The sequence below is a fragment of the Sulfurimonas sp. NW15 genome, assembly GCF_051132285.1.
GTDB classification, from domain to species: Bacteria; Campylobacterota; Campylobacteria; order Campylobacterales; family Sulfurimonadaceae; genus Sulfurimonas; species Sulfurimonas hydrogeniphila.
The window spans coordinates 514,768-530,305 of sequence record NZ_CP093237.1; the positions used below are offsets into that span (position 1 = coordinate 514,768).

Here is a 15,538-nt window from a genome sequence, read left to right on the forward strand (position 1 = left end):
AGTGAATAAAATGAAAAAATTAATAGACTGTGAAAAAGGCGAAAAAGTAAAGGTTTTAAAGTTGGCGACAAATTATGATTTAAAACAAAGACTTATCTCCTTTGGCATTATGAAAGATACACAACTGCAGGTATTAGAACATGCCCCGCGAAAAAAAACAATAGAAGTAAAAGTAGGAAAAATGCGAATTGCCTTACGTGCCGAAGAAGCAGAACTTATTGAGGTTGAAACAATATGAATGAAGAAACAAAAGTATGCCCGATTATTGCCAATCATATTAAAGTAGCACTTGTGGGACAGCCGAATGTCGGTAAAAGTATGCTGATTAACTCTGTCTCCAATGCCCACTTGCATGTAGGAAACTTTTCCGGTGTGACAGTGGATAAAACAGAGGTGTTATTTGATTATAAACATTATCATTTTACTGTTGTTGATTTGCCCGGAACCTACGCATTTACGGACTATACAATAGAAGAGAGAGTCACAAGAGATTATCTTTGCGCGGAAGACTATGATATTATTATCAATGTCGTAGACTCTACAAATCTGGAAAAAAACCTCCAACTCACAGCGGAACTTTTTACGATGAGTAAAAAGATGGTCATTGCCCTGAACATGAGTGACGAAGCGGATAAAGAGGGCATAGAGATAAATGCCGAGTATATGTCCGAACTGCTCAATGTCCCCTGTGTAAAAGTTTCAGCAGCACAAAAAACAGGGATAGAAGAGTTGATAAACATGGTTGTTGATGTGCATGAAAAGCCCAAACTTGAACCGAAGCTTGTATTTAGCGAACCGGTTGAAGAAGAGATACAAAAGATAGTCTCTTATCTGAAAAAGCACAAATATGAAGCAAAAAACAGTTATAGAAATATTGCAATAAATCTTTTAAAGGAAAACAGAAAAACTTATGAAAAACTGCATGATGATCCTATTTGGATAGAGTTGCAGCCTATTTTGATAGAAGCGTCCAAACATATAGAACTGCACCATGATACAGATGACATCAAGGAAGCTTTTGCCGAAGAATATGCCTCTTTTAACCGAGGTATTGTTGCTGAAGTCGTGAAAGTAACAAAACAGGAAAAAGAGAAAAAGACAATTACGGAAAAGATCGATTCTGTTTTGATTCATCCTTTATACGGTATTCCTATATTTTTGTTTTTAATGTGGGGGCTTTTTCAGCTTACCTTTGTCCTGGGTGCAGTACCTATGGAGTGGATTGACGGATTTTTTGGTTGGTTTGGAGATGCCATCGGTGCAACAATCACTAATGAGGATATACGTTCTTTGGTTGTTGACGGGCTTATTGCGGGAGTGGGAGCGGTTGTGCTTTTTACACCGAATATCATTATCCTCTTTATAGGGATAGCCTTGCTTGAGAGTACCGGTTACATGTCGCGGGTTGCTTTTTTGCTCGATGGATTTTTCCATAAATTTGGTTTGCACGGACAGAGTTTTATTCCTTTGGTAACCGGTTTTGGATGTTCCATTCCGGCTTATATGAGTGCGAGAATCCTCAAAAATGACAGAGACAGACTGCTCACACTTTTTATCATCAGTTTTATGTCCTGTGGGGCAAGACTGCCTGTATATGTGCTTTTTGCCGGAGCATTTTTCAGTGAATCAATTGCAGGCAATGTTCTTTTTGCTATCTATATTACAGGTGCAATGCTCGGGCTGATTGCTGCCAAAATTTTAAAAATTACGGCTTTTAAAGGGGTAGATGAACCTTTTGTTATGGAGATGCCAAAGTACCGTTTGCCATCTTTCAAGCTTGTCTGGCATACGGTAGTTTCAAAAACACTGATGTATCTGAAAAAAGCGGGGACTTTTATTGCCGGAGCTACCATACTTATCTGGTTTTTAAGTAATTATCCACACAATACGGAGTTAGAAAAAAAATATGAAGTAAAAATAGAACAGGCACAAACAGCAGAGGCAAAAGCAAAACTGACAAACGAATTTGCAAGTAAAAATTTACAACAGAGCTATTTGGGACGAATCGGTGCATTTTCCGAGCCGCTTTTTCGTCCGCTTGGACTGGATTGGAAAATGGCGGTGGCACTTGAAACCGGCTTGGCGGCAAAAGAGGTCATTGTTTCAACACTGGGTGTATTGTATGCACTTGGTGAAAATGTCGATGAGACAACCTATTCGCTAAAAGATGCCATCAGCAAAAACATCTCTTTTGCATCAGCTGTGGCGTTTATCGTAATAATCATGGTATATCTTCCGTGTTTTGCCGCTTCTGTCGTATTTACCCGTGAAGCAGGTGGCTTGAAGTATTTCTTTTATCTGTTGGCATTTACGAGTATTACGGCATATGTTCTTGCTTTTTTAGCATATCATATAACACTCTTACTGGGTTATTAACCCATTATTAGATTAGATTGGTTAAAATAAATTATGCAAAAAATATTAATGATTGAAGATGACTTGGAACTGGCAGAGATACTTACAGAGTATCTCGAACAATTTGAGTTTGAGGTTGTCACTGAAGACGACCCTTTTAAAGCAGTAAGTATATTAAAGTTAGAGCCTTTTGACTTGGTTATACTGGACTTGACATTGCCGGGTATGGACGGGCTGGAAGTTTGTGAAGCAATTCGTGAACGCCAGGATATTCCTATAATCATTTCAAGTGCGAGAAGTGATGTGACAGACAAGATAAAAGCACTGGAACTCGGTGCGGATGATTACTTGCCAAAACCGTATGACCCGAGAGAACTTGAGGCAAGGATTCACTCAGTACTGCGTCGTTATGAAGCAAAAAGTGAAGAAAAAGCAGAATCAAAAAGTGATTTCAAATGCGATAAAGAGACGATGACCATTACCTATAAAGGTCGCAAGATTGAGCTGACAAATGCAGAGTTTGGAATATTGTCTTATATGATAAGCAAACAGGGTCTGGTTGTGTCTCGTGAAGATTTGATTCATAATGTCAATGCCATTAATGAAGACTCATCCAACAAAAGTATAGATGTAATGGTCGGACGCATCAGAAACAAGCTCGGAGACAAATCCCTCATAGAGTCTGTCCGCGGTGTAGGATACAAGCTCCTCAAATGATCAAACGTCATGCTGTTTTATTTACGGTACTTTTTGCACTTGTTGTCTCTTTGACAAGTCTGAGTGCAATCTTTTGGGAGTTTTACAAACTTAACAAAGAACAGTATATAAACCACATTTTTACAAAATACTCAGTAATCACCCAAATATACCGTGAACATCAGCAGCGCCAGAGTTCAGAGATTATGCTTGAGGCAAATCTGGCTGTGTATAATCTTGAAGTCACCAAAGATGAAAAACTGAAAAAAGAGATATTTGAAAAAGGAAAAGTTCTCAAAAGAGAGGGATTTAAAAGTTTTAAAACCTCCTTGCTTATCAATGACAAAGGGTTATATACGAAAAATATCGTAACAAATCTCAGAGCGACTATGATTCAGTATAAAAGAAATATATACTTTCATATAGAAACACCAAGTGGTGATATCCTGATCAAAGACAACGATTTAAAACCTTATAGCTATATTAATCTGCTCTATTCCTATATTACAATATTTATGATTATCAGTCTTTCTTTTATTCTGATACTTCAAAGACTGCGTCCTTTAATCAGATTGAGAAAAAAGATTGAATTGTACGGTAACGGAAATATGGACATTTCTTTTAAAACAAACCGTGAAGATGAAATCGGTGCAGTTGCCAATGAACTTGAAAATGCACGACAGAAAATAAATACTGTGTTGGAATCACGTACACTCTTTTTAAGAAATTTGATGCATGAGTTGAAAACGCCTATAGCCAAAGGGACTATCGCCACACAGATGCTTGATTCGCAAAAACAAAAAGACAGATTCAGCTCTATTTTTAAACGCCTGGAGACACTTGTAACTGAATTTGCAATGATAGAAGAGGTGACAAGTCTGAGCGATAAAAAAGATTTTTCCGAGTACAGGCTGCTTGATGTAATTGATGGAGCTATAGATATGGCTATGGTTGACAAAGAACATGTCACAGTGAAAATCAGCGGAAAAATAAAAGTACATGTAAACTACAGACTTTATACGACAGCTATTAAAAATATGATTGACAATGCAATGAAATATGCTACCGATTCGCATATTACAATTCGTATGAATGACAAAAACGAACTTTGTTTTGAAAGCAAAGGCGCATGCCTTTCGCATCCTCTACAGTATTACATAGAGCCTTTTACAAAAGACAACCCATCGAAAAACAGCTTTGGATTAGGACTGTATCTTGTTGACTCTATCCTTAAAGCACATGGGCAGGTTTTGGCGCATGAGTATGAAAACGGAGTCAACCGTTTTATATTTGCATAAGTTTAAAAATGTAAACTAATGCAATGAATAGATACATGTACAGCTTCATATTACTTGTTTTTGCACTCTCTTTTTTTGCATTTGGCTGGGTGAGCCATACTGCCTATGTGCCCTATGAAAAAGAGCAGGAGCGAACACTGCTTGATACAATTCGCGAAAACAAAACTTTAAACGTTGTTCTGCTCAATGCTCCTTCGACCTACTATATAGGTCCGGATGGTCCACAGGGTTTTGAATATGATTTGTTACAGTCATATGCAGAACATTTGGGAGTGGATTTAAACATTACAACAGCACATACTGTCAAAGAAGCGATAGCACTCTCCAAAAATCCAAATATTCATATCACATCTGCATCTTTGTCAAAAACACCACACAGAGAAAAAAAATTTCACTTTGGACCTTCGTATTTTGAAGTCGAAGAGCAGGTAATTTGTAACAGAGGAATGTTGCGCGGATCAAATTTTCCAAGAAATGTGGAGGAGTTGGCAGGATTAAATATTATGGTAGGTGCTGATACGAGTTACAGCGAAACGATAAAATCACTGCAGGCAGACGGATATGAAATAAATGCAACGACAACTTCAGAATACTCAACAGAAGAGTTACTTGAAAAAGTTGCCAAACATGAGATAGACTGCACAATAGCGGATTCAAATATTTATGCACTTAATTTGCGGTATTTTCCTGAAATAGCACTTGCTTTTTCCATCAGTAAAAGAGAACAGTTGGCATGGCTGCTCCCAAAAAATGCAAAAGAACTAGAAGCTGACATGTATGCCTGGCTCAATGATTATAACCAAAAAGGCAAGATGACACAGCTTAAAGACCACTATTACAGCTATATTCTTTTCTTTGATTATTATAATACAAAAATGTTTTACAAAAGAATGAAAAGCAGACTGCCAAAGTATGAAAAATATTTTAAGTATGCTGCAAAAAGATTTGACATTCCGTGGACACTGTTGGCCTCTGTTTCGTATCAAGAATCACACTGGAATGCAAAAGCCAAAAGTTTTACAGGTGTTCGCGGGTTGATGATGCTGACACAACGTACAGCAAAGATGTTAGGTGTGAAAAACAGATTGAATCCGAAAGAGAGTGTAATTGGGGGAACACGGCATTTAAAACAGATGATAAAATTTGTTCCCAAAGAGGTAGAAGGGGAGAACAGACTAAAATTTGCCCTGGCTGCTTACAATATAGGTATGGGACATATAAAAGATGCGCAAAAGCTTGCAAAAAAACTGGGACTTAATCCAAATGTCTGGAGTGATTTGAAAATAGTACTGCCTCTGCTCTCGCAAAAAAAGTATTACAGAACTTTAAAATACGGATATGCAAGAGGGGCAGAGCCTGTCAAATATGTTGAGTCCATCTATAACTATAAGGATATTTTAGATAAACAAAACAAGGTGTTGAAAACTGATCTAGTGACTTCCAAGCTCCCCTAAAAATGTTTCCATGTCATATTTTGTTCTGTATTCCGGAGTCATGATGTGAATAAGTATATCGCCCAAATCAACAACAATCCAGTCACCGCTTTCATCTACATTGTTAAAATGTTCGGCAGGTTTGAGTTCATTTTTTAAATGGTCCAAAAGGGCAGTGGTGTGTTTTTGTCCAAGAGAAGAGGCTATAACTGCATAATCAACGAAATAGTTTTTGTCACGGAGATCAAAAACCTCTATGGATTCCGCTTTGTTTTTATCGAGTGTGTTTACTATGTTTTGTATTCTGTCTTGCATTGTGTTCCTTGTAATATTGTGTTATTTCGTCTCTGACTTTTTTTGGTATTTTTGAACTGTCAAAATTTTCTCTTAACATAGATGAAGATATGTCTTCATCTATGTTAAGCTGAATGAAATCTTTTGGTACTTTTATACGGTCTCTTGTGACAACTATAAAAGTTACCAGTTTTTTCAGTTCATCATAAGCATACCATTGATGCAGTGATTTTAAATTATCTGCACCAATAACCAAATAAATTTTGTCATAACTATCCAGCAAATGTTTGACTGTCGCAACTGTCGGCACTTTTTTTTTCAAGTCGACCTCATATGAACTGACTTCCACATCTTTATAAGATGAAAAAATATCTCTCAGCCATTGTAGCCGTAACTCAGCCGGAGCAGTAAAAGTTTTTTTAAACGGATTTAAAAAAGTAGGCATTACAACTACTTTGTCAATAAAGTCCAGTTCGCCCAAAGCCTTGACTATTGCCTCATGTGCGATGTGTGGAGGGTCAAATGAACCCCCGTAAAGTGCTATCGTTTTCATTTAATGCGAATTATAACTAATTTTGGATAAAATTACCCAATTATTTTATATTAGGAACTATAATGGCACTAAAAATAGCAATTAACGGATTTGGTAGAATAGGTCGTTGTGTGGCACGTATTGCACACAAAAGAGATGATGTGGAAGTTGTCGCTATAAATGACACTGCAAATATAGATATGATGATCTATCTATTGAAAAATGACTCTGTTCACGGAACATTTGAGAGTGAAGTTGTGCAGCTTGATGATGAAAACATTGCAATTGACGGGAAAAAAATAAGAGTTTTTTCTGATCGTGATCCAAAAAACCTGAAATTTGCCGAATGTGGCGCTGATATGGTTTTGGAGTGTACCGGTGTCTTTTTGACACAGGAGTCCGCGCAGGTGCATATTGACAACGGTATACAAAAAGTTCTTTTTTCTGCTCCTGCGAAAGACAAAGCAACACCGACATTTGTGATGGGTGTCAATGAAGAAAAATATGCGGGACAAAAAATTGTTTCAAATGCTTCTTGTACAACAAACTGTCTGGGTCCTGTTGCCCGTGTTCTTGATGATGCTTTTGGTATTGAAAAAGGCTTAATGACGACTATCCACTCTTATACCAATGATCAAAATATTTTAGATGTTAAGCATAACAAGGACAAACGCCGTGCCCGTGCCGGTGCTATAAATATGATTCCTACAACTACAGGCGCAGCAAAAGCCATCAGCCTTGTAATGCCTCAGCTTGAAGGAAAACTGCATGGGCAGTCAGTACGTGTACCGACACCTGATGTTTCTATGGTTGATTTAAATGTTGTCGTTTCCAAAAATACAACAAAAGAAGAAGTGACGGCTGTTTTTAACGAAATGGCAGATACAAGACTCAAAGGGCTTTTGCATATGGACAAAGAGATGAGAGTATCTCAAGATTTTGTAGGCTCGCAGTTCAGTGCAGTTGTGGCAGAAGATTTGACACAGGTTATCGGTGGTAACATGATAAAAGTTATGGCATGGTATGACAATGAGTGGGGTTATTCGTCACGACTTTTAGATATGGCTCTTCATATTTCAAAATAGGACAAAAAATTTGGAACTATTACACCTTAAAAAATTAGATATAGCAAATAAGAAGGTATTCATTCGATGTGACTTTAATGTGCCTATGGATGAGTTTGGAAATATTGCAGATGACCGTCGGATTCGTTCTGCCATAGCCACTATCAACTATTGTCTTGATTTGGACTGTGCTGTTATATTGGCATCTCATCTTGGTCGTCCGAAAGGAGAAGTTGTAGAAAAATACTCTTTGGCTCCTGTCGCAAGGCGTTTACAGCAACTTTTAAAGCGTCATGTAGCGTTGGCAAAAGATGTTGTCGGTGAAGATGCTATGCAAAAAGCAAAAGATTTGCCCCGGCATGAGGTACTTTTGCTTGAAAATTTGCGCTTCGAGCCGGGGGAGACAAAAGATGATGCAGAGTTGTCAAAAAAGCTTGCATCAATGGCAGAGTTTTATATCAACGATGCTTTTGGTGTCAGTCACCGAGCGCATGCATCTGTACACGGCATTACAAAGTTTTTTGACAATGAACACAAAGCAGCCGGCTTTTTGCTTGAGCGTGAGATTCAGTACTTTTCAAAACTTATGAACAATCCTGTCCGTCCGTTTGCTGCTATTATCGGTGGAAGCAAGGTTTCAGGTAAACTTGAAGCACTTGTAAATCTGCTGCCTAGAGTTGACAAAGTATTCATCGGCGGAGGCATGGCTTTTACATTTTTAAAACAGATGGGTTATGAAATAGGCGCTTCTCTTGTGGAAGATGACTTACTGGAAGAAGCACAAAATATTATGGATGAAGCAAAAAGACTGGGTGTGAAATTCTATCTGCCAGTGGATGTTATAGCAGCAGAAAAATTTTCTGAAGATGCTGTCAGTAAAATTGTCACAGTGCAGGAGATTCCACAAAAATGGATGGGACTTGACATCGGTCCTGCAACTGTAAGACTGTACAGAGAGGCGCTCAATGATGTCCAGACAGTACTGTGGAACGGACCTATGGGCGTCTATGAAATGGAAAAATTTGCCAGAGGTTCATCAAAAATAGCACATTTTGTAGCAGATACCTATGCCACGACAGTCGTAGGCGGTGGTGATACTGCTGATTTGGTAAAAAGAGTGGGCGTTGATGAAGACATCAGCTTTATATCTACAGGCGGCGGTGCTTCATTGGAGTTGCTTGAGGGCAAGGTTCTTCCGGGTGTACAACCTTTGATGGTAGAAACTACAGATAAAAAGGACTAAGATGATTATTGCAGCGAATTTGAAAACAAACCTTACAAGAAAAGCGACACACAAATATATGCAAGAGTTGGATTCCTGTGTGCAGAAGAGTTCACAAGAGGTTATAGTTTTTCCTGCAATATCATCCCTTGATGCTTATAAGACGGATATCACTGTAGGTGCCCAAAATGCATATCCTGTTGAAAAAGGAGCTTTCACGGGTGAAATAGGGCTGGAACATCTTGCAGAGTTTGGCATCAAAACTATACTGATAGGGCACAGTGAGCGTCGTCATATTTTGGGTGAGTCCCAAGAATTCATAGCTGAAAAATTTCACTATTTTAAAGAACAGGGTTTTAGGATTATTTATTGCGTAGGCGAACCGCTTGCTGTGAGAGAGTCTTCAAAAGAGGAGATGCTTGCATATTTATATCAACAATATGAAGGCATTGATACCCAATATGAAAACCTGATTATTGCCTATGAACCTGTTTGGGCCATAGGTACGGGCAAAATACCGACGCTAGAGGATATAGAAGATATTCACTCCGAATTGAAGAAAAAATCATCTGCACCTCTTTTATACGGTGGCAGCGTGAAAGTCAACAATGTTAAAGATATTTTGCAGGTAAAAAATGTTGACGGTGTTTTAGTCGGCAGTGCAGCATTATATGCTGAACATTTTTGTACAATGATAGAGTCGGCAGACGAGTTAGACCACATCTAACCGAAACCCGTACTCCAATTCGGGCTTTGCGTCTTTAAAACTAAAATTTTAATTATAAAGGAAAAAATCGAATGATAATGAAAGGAAAAAAAGGCTTAATAGTAGGTCTGGCAAACAATAAATCCATAGCATACGGCATAGCAAAAGCCTGTGCGGCACAGGGAGCTGAAATGGCTTTTACATATTTGAATGATGCCTTGAAAAAAAGAGTAGAACCTATAGCAAAAGAGTTTGGAAGTGACTGTGTATATGAGTTAGATGTCTCAAATGAAGAGCATATGTCCGGGATTGCTGCTAAAATTGAAAAAGATTTTGGAAAAATCGACTTTTTGGTGCATTCTGTTGCGTTTGCACCAAAAGAGGCACTCTCTGCACCTTTTATGAAAACAACAAAAAGTGCATTTCAGATTGCCATGGATATTTCTGTCTACTCTTTTATTGATTTGACCAATCGCTTGGAATCTGTTTTGTCTGATGATGCTTCCATCTTGACACTTTCCTATCTTGGCGGACCAAAATACATTGTAAATTATAATGTAATGGGCGTGGCAAAAGCAGCCTTGGAGTCGAGTGTACGTTATATGGCAGTTGAACTCGGTGCAAAAGGGCAACGTGTCAATGCTATCTCTGCCGGACCTATCAAAACACTTGCCGCTGCAGGGATAGGTGATTTTAAGCAGATACTGAACTGGAATGAAACAAATGCTCCATTGAAGCGAAATGTAACAATAGACGAAGTCGGCAACTCTGCAATGTATCTGTTGAGCAATCTAAGCTCAGGTGTAACAGGTGAAGTGCATTATGTGGATGCAGGGTACAACATCATGGGTATGGCAGCCGCAGCTACTAACGAAGAAGGCAAAACTGTCTTGGCATGGGATACCAGAAAATAGGGTTTTAAGTTTGGACTGAGAAGACAACAAAGTTACAGTCGGCATTACAGAAAAAAATTTAGTTTTTCTCACAAGTCATGCTTTAGCATAGAAAGTACCGATTCCGAAAAAACCCGGAACTCGTACTTCAGTGCGGGCTAAACTGCAAAAAAACGGGATTATTTCCCTATAACAGGCATATTTTCCAGTTTTTTCACATGAGAATCCTTTTCATCAGAAGGATGTAATTTTGAATATGCTGCCGCTTTGTCAACATACTCTTGAAGTGTAAAGTTCCTTTCCTTGTCCTCTACATATTTTTCTTCCCTGTCGTTGCCGGTATTTGTAGCGTTCATATCTACTTTTTTCATATATTTTTTTTGCACTTTTCTGTCTTCATTTACAGTAGGTGTCCACTCATTTTTGAGCCAACTGTCGAGATTTTTTTGTATTAATCCCGGTTTTGCTTTGCCGTTTGAGTTACTTATCTTATTTAAATCACTGTTTTGTGATGGTGCCACAGGAGCGTCTGTCGCGCATCCACTGAGTAATATAAAGAGTGGTATTGTTAGTGATGTTGTAATTAATTGTTTCATATTGTAATTATATCTTATTTTGTATAATAATTCATCACTTTAATGAAAAGTTAAGAGTTGATTATGCTATACTACCCGTGAAATTTGTAAAAGGATAAGGAGAAAATATGAAATTTACAAAAATGAGTTTGGTGGCAGCGCTGCTAATAGGTTCAAGTGCGTTTGCAATTGAAAACACAAAAGTTAGTGGTGATGCTAACTTGTTTTATGAAACAACTGATGCGGGAAGCAATTCTTTTTTTGATAAAGACAACAGTTCAGCAGATGCCTCAATCAACCTAAATGTTACAACTGATTTAGTAAAAAATTCGACTGTGGCAATTAGTGCTGGTGCCGGTTATACAGTACTTACAACATTAGGTTTAGAGCAAAACCTTGTAAGCAGTGTATGGGGTGGTGCACATGGGATTACTCCTAATACATCAAGTCGCGGTGCACATGTAAATACTCCTAACTGGATGAATGAAGCATGGATTGCAGCAACTGCTGGAAAAACTACAGTAAAACTTGGGCGTATGGAATTAGATACACCATTAGCATTTACAGAAACATGGTCTATTGAAAAAAATACTTTTGAAGCGGCTGTAGTTATTAATCAAGATCTTCCAGACACTACGTTAGTAGGTGCATATGTAGGTAACGGAAATGGTACAGAAAGTCTTGGTGGATCATCTTTGGCAGCAGGTCCAATTGCAACAGCACCTTTAGTAAATGAAGGTGGTAAGTTTGATACATATGGTAAATCAGGAGCATATGCTGTTGGTGTTATAAATAATTCATTTAAACCATTAACTGCACAAGCGTGGTACTACAGTGTTACTGCAGTTGCAGATGCTTATTGGTTACAAGCTGATTTAGATGCTAGCGGCTTAGGTGTAGCAGGTCTTACTGTAGGTGCACAATATTCTAATATTAAATCTGTAGCAAGTGGAGCAAAAGCTGATGATGTATATGCTTTACAGGTAGGGTACGAAATGAAAGATCTTTTTGCTGCAAGTTTGTCTTTCTCATCAGTAAACAAAGGTGGTTCAATCGGTTATGCCGGTTTCAATACTGCAACAGCAGCAACAACTGCACAAACAAAACTTTACACAGAAGTATGGTGGAACTATGGACAGGTTACTATGAGTGATACTGATTCAATCCACTTAACAGTTACATCACCTGTACAGGGTTTATTTGATTTAGGTGTTTATTATACAGATGTTAACCATAAAGCAACTGGTAGTCAAGATCTTAAAGAACTTACAGTAACTGCTGGCAAATCATTTGGACCATTAGATGCAACATTAGTATTTATTAATACAGATGCAGCAACAAATGACAATATAGTACAAGCATATTTAACTTTAAACTTCTAGTCTAAACTTTTCTAGCTCCCTTTCGGGAGTTAGTCTTTTCTCCTCTTCTTCAAAAAAACTAACAAAGATATTTTTTTAACTTATGATATAATATCTTTATGGCAAAAATTAATGAAATAGAATTTGCATATCTGTTTGGCTCCTATGCAAAAAATAATCAAACAGAGAGTAGTGATATAAGACAATACTCTGAATATATACGAAAGGGTTTATAGCAGAGATATGACACTTTTTATGAAAAAAACAGCCTACATCCTTTTTATGTTACTGCTCATCTCAATCATTTCTTTTTTAGCTATTCACGCTGCACCAAACAGTTTTTTTGGAGCGGGAGAATTGAATCCGAATATGACGAAAGAGGCAATAGAAAAACTAAAAGCTGTGTATGGACTGGACAAGCCACTTCTTGAGCAGTATATTTCTTGGGTGAAAAACATTACTATGCTTAATTTTGGCATATCATTTGTAAGTGGTCAGGATGTAAGTTCTGAGATACTCAAACGCCTGCCTGTAACTCTTTGGATGAACAGTATCTCTTTGGTTGTTGTTTTTGTGCTATCTTTATATCTGGGTATCGAAGCAGCACTCTCGTATGAAAAAAAGAGCGACTATATTATTCGTCAAATATCTTTAGTCTCTTTTTCTATGCCCTCATTTTATCTTGCATTGATTTTTATTATTCTTTTTGCTATAAAACTTGAATGGTTTCCTATAGCGGGACTTCATTCGATTGAAGCAAAAGAGGGTTTTGCAAATTATACAGATATGGCATGGCATGTGACTTTGCCAGTGTCGGTAATGATTTTTACAGGCTTGGGAAGTATGATAATTTATATCCGGTCACTGACTCTGGAGATACTCAAAAGTGATTATTACTTTTTTGCACGTGCCCGTGGCTTAGGAAAAAAAGAGCTGTTGCGATATTATATTTTACCAAATTTGATGCCACCTGTTATAACTCTGTTGGGGCTTTCTTTGCCCGGAATCATCGGTGGGAGTGTTATTTTGGAGTCTATTTTCGGTATAGAGGGGATGGGACAGCTTTTTTACATCTCGGCATTATCACGAGACTATCCCATCATTATGGGGATTTTAATGATAACCGCATTGTTGACACTTGTGGGGAATATGTTGGCAGATCTGCTTTTGTTGAAATTAAATCCTTATATGAATAGAACATAAGTAAGCAAGAACAGTCGGCACTGCAGTACCGATTCCGGACCCCAAGGAACCCATTCTTTTAATGCTAAAGCATAACTTAGAAAAAAACTAAATTTTTTTCTGTAGGGTGGGCCGAAATTGGTATAAGTGTAACAACAGCCGGCACTAATGCACCGATTCCAAAAATTTTTCTAGCTAAAAAGTGCCTCCAACGCATCAACACTCTCTTTTTTCTCTTCTACGGTACCGTCTTCATTTGTAGTGACAGCATCATTTTCTACAAGTTCTATCTGTAAACCTGTGAGCATTGAAGCCAGACGGATGTTGATACCGCTTTTTCCGATTGCCTTGCTTTTTTGGTCGGCAGGCAGTGTAATGATGGCTTTTTCATTTTCGCCCTCTTCGTTTTTGACAATTTCTACATGAGAGATGATAGCCGGACTCATTGTACGTGATACAAAAAGTTCAGGAATGGTCGTATATTCTATACAGTCAATGTTTTCACCAATCAACTCTTGGCTTACCGCATTGATACGCACACCCTTGACACCGACTGTTGCACCGACAGCATCCACTTGCGGGTGTGTGCTTATAAGAGCGATTTTTGCTCTCTCACCCGGAATACGGGCTGACTTTTCTATGATGACCGAACCCTCTGCAATTTCTGGCACTTCAAGTTCCAAGAGTGCTTCTAAAAATTTTGGACTTGTCCGAGAAAGTTCGATTTGCATCCCGTTTTCTTTGTCCATATTTACACGCCTTACAACCGCTTTTATGTGATCACCCACTTCAAATATTTCGCCTTTTATACGGCTTTTCATTGGTAAAACTGCACGAATTTCATCCACTTCGATGTATGTGTTGTTTTGTGCATCAACACGTGTAACACGACCGCTGACAAGTGTACCTACTTTGGATTTGTATTTGTTATAAATTTCATCTTCCACAAGTCTTTGTATATGGTACTCTATTTCACGGTGAAGTTGTGAAGCGGCTGTTCTGCCATAGTCCTCAAGGTCATGGTCAATTTGGAGTTGATCTCCGATTTCTACCTGATCATCATACTCTTTTGCTTCGGTAAGTGAAATATATGCGGGGGCAATCTCTTCATCCTGGAGTTTTTCATCATTATCAGCAACAACTGTGATTGTCTGAATAATTTTTAAATTTTTTGTATCTTCATCAACATCTGCTTCAAAAGCAAAGTTTTGTCCGATTACACGTTTTGCAGTTTGTACAAAAGCAGTTTTCAGTGCTTCCATTACTTTTTCAGGTTGTAAACCCTTTTCATGACCGATTGCTTCGGCTATATCTAAAATTTTTTCCATAGGTATTTCCTTAGTATTTTTAAGAAATCTGACATTGATAATTGCTATGACGGGGGATTTCTTAATTGAAGTATATAATTGTATCCAAAATCTACTAAAAATAGCTTTAACCCAATTTTTAGTAGATTTTGAGTATAATCCAAAACTTTTATGAGTTATAAAAAGCCGCAATGCGGCGTGGACTTCCTGTCGAAGGAAACCTGTGCGCTGTAAGTGAAGCGAGGAAGTACCCTCGGGGTATTAACGCAGTCAAAGGAATCAAGGTACCCCATGAGGGTATATTTTCTTTGGCATGTAAATAGGGAATAAAAAGGTTCCCTTGAATGTATAGAATAAATTAAAGGAATAAGTAATGGATTTGAAATTTGCAAGAACTGATTTAGAAGCAAAACCGAAAAAAGTTGATTTAGCTAAATTGGATGCAGAAGTAGAAAAAAATGAGAGTATAATATTTTATTTTGACAGAGAAAATTCACATAAAGATTTACTCGAACTGCAAGACCATTACGAAGCAATGGGAAAAAGTTTTTATATGAGTGAAGTAAAGTACGGATTGTCAGACAATGACTACATGTACCAAGTTCACATCATGAGCTAAA

17 protein-coding genes are annotated in these 15,538 nt (G+C 37.9%); 13 read left to right on the forward strand and 4 right to left on the reverse strand.

Annotation, left to right across the window (positions count from 1 at the left end; translation table 11 throughout):
* The first annotated feature begins 10 nt into the window (after positions 1-10).
* Genes MLC52_RS02570 through mltF form a run of 5 tightly spaced genes read left to right on the forward strand, consistent with a single transcriptional unit; the run spans position 11 to position 5,803 of the window.
* Entirely contained in the window at positions 11-238 is a 228-nt protein-coding gene (locus MLC52_RS02570; RefSeq protein ID WP_151900967.1) for a FeoA family protein, read from the forward strand.
* Positions 235-2,376 carry a ferrous iron transport protein B gene (feoB, locus tag MLC52_RS02575; RefSeq protein WP_346389375.1) on the forward strand — a complete coding sequence of 714 codons (2,142 nt, stop codon included), beginning with the start codon at positions 235-237 and terminating at the stop codon, positions 2,374-2,376. The genes MLC52_RS02570 and feoB overlap by 4 nt, the downstream gene beginning before the upstream one ends.
* Before the next feature lie 33 nt (positions 2,377-2,409).
* Positions 2,410-3,072, forward strand: coding sequence for a response regulator transcription factor (locus tag MLC52_RS02580; protein ID WP_151900965.1), 663 nt, complete (start codon positions 2,410-2,412; stop codon positions 3,070-3,072).
* Positions 3,069-4,349, forward strand: coding sequence for an ArsS family sensor histidine kinase (locus MLC52_RS02585; protein WP_188109982.1), 1,281 nt, complete (start codon positions 3,069-3,071; stop codon positions 4,347-4,349). The genes MLC52_RS02580 and MLC52_RS02585 overlap by 4 nt, the downstream gene beginning before the upstream one ends.
* A gap of 23 nt (positions 4,350-4,372) precedes the next feature.
* Positions 4,373-5,803 carry a membrane-bound lytic murein transglycosylase MltF gene (gene mltF, locus MLC52_RS02590; protein WP_434581173.1) on the forward strand — a complete coding sequence of 477 codons (1,431 nt, stop codon included), beginning with the start codon at positions 4,373-4,375 and terminating at the stop codon, positions 5,801-5,803.
* On the opposite strand, the gene rsfS is transcribed toward mltF, so the two are convergent.
* Together rsfS and nadD are read right to left on the reverse strand one after the other, a co-directional pair.
* Positions 5,780-6,097, reverse strand: a complete 318-nt coding sequence (gene rsfS, locus MLC52_RS02595) for a ribosome silencing factor (RefSeq protein ID WP_151900963.1) — start codon at positions 6,095-6,097, stop codon at positions 5,780-5,782. The two genes, mltF and rsfS, sit on opposite strands and share 24 nt — an antisense overlap.
* Positions 6,057-6,629 carry a nicotinate (nicotinamide) nucleotide adenylyltransferase gene (gene nadD, locus MLC52_RS02600; RefSeq protein ID WP_434581175.1) on the reverse strand — a complete coding sequence of 191 codons (573 nt, stop codon included), beginning with the start codon at positions 6,627-6,629 and terminating at the stop codon, positions 6,057-6,059. Before nadD ends, rsfS begins: the two co-directional genes overlap by 41 nt.
* Positions 6,630-6,691: 62 nt before the next feature.
* Between nadD and gap the strand changes: the two genes are divergently transcribed.
* The 4 genes from gap to fabI all read left to right on the forward strand — a co-directional run bounded on the left by gap (position 6,692) and on the right by fabI (position 10,514).
* Entirely contained in the window at positions 6,692-7,693 is a 1,002-nt protein-coding gene (gap, locus tag MLC52_RS02605) for a type I glyceraldehyde-3-phosphate dehydrogenase (RefSeq protein ID WP_151900961.1), read from the forward strand.
* Positions 7,694-7,703: 10 nt separating this feature from the next.
* Entirely contained in the window at positions 7,704-8,915 is a 1,212-nt protein-coding gene (locus MLC52_RS02610) for a phosphoglycerate kinase (RefSeq protein WP_151900960.1), read from the forward strand.
* Between the two features lies 1 nt (position 8,916).
* Entirely contained in the window at positions 8,917-9,621 is a 705-nt protein-coding gene (locus tag MLC52_RS02615; protein ID WP_346389379.1) for a triose-phosphate isomerase, read from the forward strand.
* 71 nt (positions 9,622-9,692) lie between these two features.
* Positions 9,693-10,514, forward strand: a complete 822-nt coding sequence (gene fabI / locus MLC52_RS02620; protein ID WP_151900958.1) for an enoyl-ACP reductase FabI — start codon at positions 9,693-9,695, stop codon at positions 10,512-10,514.
* Positions 10,515-10,672: 158 nt separating this feature from the next.
* Here the strand turns inward: fabI and MLC52_RS02625 are convergent, their stop codons facing one another.
* Positions 10,673-11,089, reverse strand: coding sequence for a hypothetical protein (locus MLC52_RS02625; protein ID WP_434581178.1), 417 nt, complete (start codon positions 11,087-11,089; stop codon positions 10,673-10,675).
* Between the two features lie 107 nt (positions 11,090-11,196).
* Here MLC52_RS02625 and MLC52_RS02630 point away from each other — a divergent pair, with 107 nt between their 5' ends.
* The 3 genes from MLC52_RS02630 to MLC52_RS02640 all read left to right on the forward strand — a co-directional run bounded on the left by MLC52_RS02630 (position 11,197) and on the right by MLC52_RS02640 (position 13,632).
* The gene (locus MLC52_RS02630; protein WP_418641058.1) at positions 11,197-12,450 is read left to right on the forward strand and encodes a hypothetical protein; all 1,254 of its coding nucleotides are present in this window, start codon (positions 11,197-11,199) and stop codon (positions 12,448-12,450) included.
* A gap of 98 nt (positions 12,451-12,548) precedes the next feature.
* On the forward strand, positions 12,549-12,665 hold the full coding sequence (locus MLC52_RS02635) for a nucleotidyltransferase domain-containing protein (protein WP_188109981.1): 117 nt from the start codon (positions 12,549-12,551) through the stop codon (positions 12,663-12,665).
* 7 nt (positions 12,666-12,672) lie between these two features.
* On the forward strand, positions 12,673-13,632 hold the full coding sequence (locus MLC52_RS02640; protein ID WP_434581180.1) for an ABC transporter permease: 960 nt from the start codon (positions 12,673-12,675) through the stop codon (positions 13,630-13,632).
* Between the two features lie 170 nt (positions 13,633-13,802).
* On the opposite strand, the gene nusA is transcribed toward MLC52_RS02640, so the two are convergent.
* Entirely contained in the window at positions 13,803-14,939 is a 1,137-nt protein-coding gene (gene nusA, locus MLC52_RS02645) for a transcription termination factor NusA (protein WP_418641059.1), read from the reverse strand.
* A gap of 352 nt (positions 14,940-15,291) precedes the next feature.
* On the opposite strand from nusA, the gene MLC52_RS02650 reads away from it, so the two are divergent.
* The gene (locus MLC52_RS02650; protein WP_151900953.1) at positions 15,292-15,537 is read left to right on the forward strand and encodes an HP0268 family nuclease; all 246 of its coding nucleotides are present in this window, start codon (positions 15,292-15,294) and stop codon (positions 15,535-15,537) included.
* Position 15,538: the final 1 nt, after the last annotated feature.